At 49.8% G+C, this 5,134-nt stretch carries 2 tRNA genes and 3 rRNA genes; all 5 read right to left on the bottom strand.

From position 1 onward, the window contains the following. Position 1 precedes the first annotated feature (1 nt). Positions 2-74: transfer RNA gene (locus ADH31_RS08765), tRNA-Val, on the bottom strand. A 4-nt stretch (positions 75-78) separates the two neighbouring features. Further along, positions 79-194, bottom strand: a 5S ribosomal RNA gene (gene rrf / locus ADH31_RS08760). Positions 195-271: 77 nt separating this feature from the next. Further along, positions 272-3,175, bottom strand: a 23S ribosomal RNA gene (locus ADH31_RS08755). 122 nt (positions 3,176-3,297) lie between these two features. Further along, positions 3,298-3,370 (bottom strand) — tRNA-Ala (locus tag ADH31_RS08750). Between the two features lie 50 nt (positions 3,371-3,420). Beyond that, positions 3,421-4,967 (bottom strand): 16S ribosomal RNA (locus ADH31_RS08745). The 16S, 23S and 5S rRNA genes sit together here with 2 tRNA genes alongside, the layout of an rRNA operon. Positions 4,968-5,134: the final 167 nt, after the last annotated feature.

Raw genomic sequence — 5,134 nt, 5'->3', positions numbered from 1 at the left:
ATGGGAGTTAACGGGATCGAACCGCTGACCCTCTGCTTGTAAGGCAGATGCTCTCCCAGCTGAGCTAAACTCCCTTTAGCTAAGCGACTTCCTTATCTCACAGGGGGCAACCCCCAACTACTTCCGGCGTTCTAGGGCTTAACTTCTGTGTTCGGCATGGGTACAGGTGTATCTCCTAGGCTATCGTCACTTAACTTTGAGTAATACCTACTCAAAATTGAATATCTTTCAAATTCCAAGAAAACCTTCACACTTCGTATTCTCAGTTACTTTGGATAAGTCCTCGAGCTATTAGTATTAGTCCGCTACATGTGTCGCCACACTTCCACTTCTAACCTATCTACCTGATCATCTCTCAGGGCTCTTACTGATATAAAATCATGGGAAATCTCATCTTGAGGTGGGTTTCACACTTAGATGCTTTCAGCGTTTATCCCTTCCCTACATAGCTACCCAGCGATGCCTTTGGCAAGACAACTGGTACACCAGCGGTAAGTCCACTCTGGTCCTCTCGTACTAGGAGCAGATCCTCTCAAATTTCCTACGCCCGCGACGGATAGGGACCGAACTGTCTCACGACGTTCTGAACCCAGCTCGCGTGCCGCTTTAATGGGCGAACAGCCCAACCCTTGGGACCGACTACAGCCCCAGGATGCGACGAGCCGACATCGAGGTGCCAAACCTCCCCGTCGATGTGAACTCTTGGGGGAGATAAGCCTGTTATCCCCAGGGTAGCTTTTATCCGTTGAGCGATGGCCCTTCCATACGGAACCACCGGATCACTAAGCCCGACTTTCGTCCCTGCTCGAGTTGTAGCTCTCGCAGTCAAGCTCCCTTATACCTTTACACTCTGCGAATGATTTCCAACCATTCTGAGGGAACCTTTGGGCGCCTCCGTTACCTTTTAGGAGGCGACCGCCCCAGTCAAACTGCCCGTCAGACACTGTCTCCGATAGGGATCACCTATCTGGGTTAGAGTGGCCATAACACAAGGGTAGTATCCCAACAGCGTCTCCTTCGAAACTGGCGTCCCGATCTCTTAGACTCCTACCTATCCTGTACATGTGGTACAGACACTCAATATCAAACTGCAGTAAAGCTCCATGGGGTCTTTCCGTCCTGTCGCGGGTAACCTGCATCTTCACAGGTACTAAAATTTCACCGAGTCTCTCGTTGAGACAGTGCCCAAATCATTACGCCTTTCGTGCGGGTCGGAACTTACCCGACAAGGAATTTCGCTACCTTAGGACCGTTATAGTTACGGCCGCCGTTTACTGGGGCTTCAATTCATACCTTCGAGTTACCTCTAAGCACTCCTCTTAACCTTCCAGCACCGGGCAGGCGTCACCCCCTATACATCATCTTACGATTTAGCAGAGAGCTGTGTTTTTGATAAACAGTTGCTTGGGCCTATTCACTGCGGCTGACTTAAAGTCAGCACCCCTTCTCCCGAAGTTACGGGGTCATTTTGCCGAGTTCCTTAACGAGAGTTCTCTCGCTCACCTGAGGCTACTCGCCTCGACTACCTGTGTCGGTTTGCGGTACGGGTAGAGTATGTTTAAACGCTAGAAGCTTTTCTTGGCAGTGTGACGTCACTAACTTCGCTACTAAACTTCGCTCCCCATCACAGCTCAATGTTATAGATATAAGCATTTGACTCATATCACACCTCACTGCTTAGACGTGCTCTTCCATTCGCACGCTTTAGTTAGCCTACTGCGTCCCTCCATCACTACATACTCTAGTACAGGAATATCAACCTGTTGTCCATCGGATACACCTTTCGGTCTCTCCTTAGGTCCCGACTAACCCAGGGCGGACGAGCCTTCCCCTGGAAACCTTAGTCTTACGGTGGACAGGATTCTCACCTGTCTTTCGCTACTCATACCGGCATTCTCACTTCTATGCGTTCCAGCACTCCTCACGGTACACCTTCTTCACACATAGAACGCTCTCCTACCATACCTATAAAGGTATCCACAGCTTCGGTAAATTGTTTTAGCCCCGGTACATTTTCGGCGCAGGGTCACTCGACTAGTGAGCTATTACGCACTCTTTGAATGAATAGCTGCTTCTAAGCTAACATCCTAGTTGTCTGTGCAACCCCACATCCTTTTCCACTTAACAATTATTTTGGGACCTTAGCTGGTGGTCTGGGCTGTTTCCCTTTCGACTACGGATCTTAGCACTCGCAGTCTGACTGCCGACCATAATTCATTGGCATTCGGAGTTTATCTGAGATTGGTAATCCGGGATGGACCCCTCACCCAAACAGTGCTCTACCTCCAAGAATCTCTAATGTCGACGCTAGCCCTAAAGCTATTTCGGAGAGAACCAGCTATCTCCAAGTTCGTTTGGAATTTCTCCGCTACCCACAAGTCATCCAAGCACTTTTCAACGTGCCCTGGTTCGGTCCTCCAGTGCGTCTTACCGCACCTTCAACCTGCTCATGGGTAGGTCACATGGTTTCGGGTCTACGACATGATACTAATGCGCCCTATTCAGACTCGGTTTCCCTACGGCTCCGTCTCTTCAACTTAACCTCGCATCATATCGTAACTCGCCGGTTCATTCTACAAAAGGCACGCTCTCACCCATTAACGGGCTCGAACTTGTTGTAGGCACACGGTTTCAGGTTCTATTTCACTCCCCTCCCGGGGTGCTTTTCACCTTTCCCTCACGGTACTGGTTCACTATCGGTCACTAGGGAGTATTTAGGGTTGGGAGATGGTCCTCCCAGATTCCGACGGGATTTCACGTGTCCCGCCGTACTCAGGATACTGCTAGGTACAAAGACTATTTTGAATACGAGGCTATCACTCTCTTTGGCTGATTTTCCCAAACCATTCTTCTATAATCTTTGAGTCCACATTGCAGTCCTACAACCCCGAAGAGTAAACTCTTCGGTTTGCCCTTCTGCCGTTTCGCTCGCCGCTACTAAGGCAATCGCTTTTGCTTTCTCTTCCTGCAGCTACTTAGATGTTTCAGTTCACTGCGTCTTCCTCCTCACATCCTTAACAGATATGGGTAACAGGTAGTACCTGTTGGGTTCCCCCATTCGGAAATCCCTGGATCATCGCTTACTTACAGCTACCCAAGGCATATCGTCGTTTGTCACGTCCTTCTTCGGCTCCTAGTGCCAAGGCATCCACCGTGCGCCCTTATTAACTTAACCTTATTTTCTGACCTTTCAGTCATAAACTCTTTTAATACTACAGCGTTTCGGTTTATTTTCTTGTTACTATTTGATATAGATATTCAATTTTCAATGTGCATTACTTGGTGATCTCTCACCAATGGAGCCTAGCGGGATCGAACCGCTGACCTCCTGCGTGCAAAGCAGGCGCTCTCCCAGCTGAGCTAAGGCCCCACAAGACCTCTCAAGACTAAACAAGACCAATGTGTTTTCCTTATCCTTAGAAAGGAGGTGATCCAGCCGCACCTTCCGATACGGCTACCTTGTTACGACTTCACCCCAATCATCTATCCCACCTTAGGCGGCTGGCTCCTAAAAGGTTACCTCACCGACTTCGGGTGTTACAAACTCTCGTGGTGTGACGGGCGGTGTGTACAAGGCCCGGGAACGTATTCACCGCGGCGTGCTGATCCGCGATTACTAGCGATTCCGACTTCATGTAGGCGAGTTGCAGCCTACAATCCGAACTGAGACTGGCTTTAAGAGATTAGCTTGCCGTCACCGACTTGCGACTCGTTGTACCAGCCATTGTAGCACGTGTGTAGCCCAGGTCATAAGGGGCATGATGATTTGACGTCATCCCCACCTTCCTCCGGTTTATTACCGGCAGTCTCGCTAGAGTGCCCAACTGAATGATGGCAACTAACAATAGGGGTTGCGCTCGTTGCGGGACTTAACCCAACATCTCACGACACGAGCTGACGACAACCATGCACCACCTGTCACCTCTGTCCCGAAGGAAAACTCTATCTCTAGAGCGGTCAGAGGGATGTCAAGACCTGGTAAGGTTCTTCGCGTTGCTTCGAATTAAACCACATGCTCCACCGCTTGTGCGGGCCCCCGTCAATTCCTTTGAGTTTCAACCTTGCGGTCGTACTCCCCAGGCGGAGTGCTTAATGCGTTAGCTGCGGCACTAAACCCCGGAAAGGGTCTAACACCTAGCACTCATCGTTTACGGCGTGGACTACCAGGGTATCTAATCCTGTTTGCTCCCCACGCTTTCGAGCCTCAGCGTCAGTTACAAGCCAGAGAGCCGCTTTCGCCACCGGTGTTCCTCCATATATCTACGCATTTCACCGCTACACATGGAATTCCACTCTCCCCTCTTGCACTCAAGTTAAACAGTTTCCAAAGCGTACTATGGTTAAGCCACAGCCTTTAACTTCAGACTTATCTAACCGCCTGCGCTCGCTTTACGCCCAATAAATCCGGACAACGCTCGGGACCTACGTATTACCGCGGCTGCTGGCACGTAGTTAGCCGTCCCTTTCTGGTAAGATACCGTCACAGTGTGAACTTTCCACTCTCACACTCGTTCTTCTCTTACAACAGAGCTTTACGATCCGAAAACCTTCTTCACTCACGCGGCGTTGCTCGGTCAGACTTCCGTCCATTGCCGAAGATTCCCTACTGCTGCCTCCCGTAGGAGTCTGGGCCGTGTCTCAGTCCCAGTGTGGCCGATCACCCTCTCAGGTCGGCTATGTATCGTCGCCTTGGTGAGCCGTTACCCCACCAACTAGCTAATACAACGCAGGTCCATCTGGTAGTGATGCAATTGCACCTTTCAAGCAGATATCATGCAATATCTACTGTTATGCGGTATTAGCTATCGTTTCCAATAGTTATCCCCCGCTACCAGGCAGGTTACCTACGCGTTACTCACCCGTTCGCAACTCATCCGGAGAAGCAAGCTCCTCCTTCAGCGTTCTACTTGCATGTATTAGGCACGCCGCCAGCGTTCGTCCTGAGCCAGGATCAAACTCTCATTAAAAGTTTGAGTTCTCACTCATTTCTGTCACTGACAGATTTATTGTTTTTTCATTGTTCAGTACTACAACCTTAGTTGTAGTGCCCTGCACATTGGTTCGTCTTGTTCAGTTTTCAAAGGTCTTTGTCACTCACTTCTCTCAAGTGACAACTATATTAGTATATCACAGC

It is taken from the genome of Streptococcus pseudopneumoniae (genome assembly GCF_001072375.1).
Classification (GTDB): domain Bacteria; phylum Bacillota; class Bacilli; order Lactobacillales; family Streptococcaceae; genus Streptococcus; species Streptococcus pseudopneumoniae_L.
This window is presented reverse-complemented; position numbering and strand designations above follow the sequence as displayed.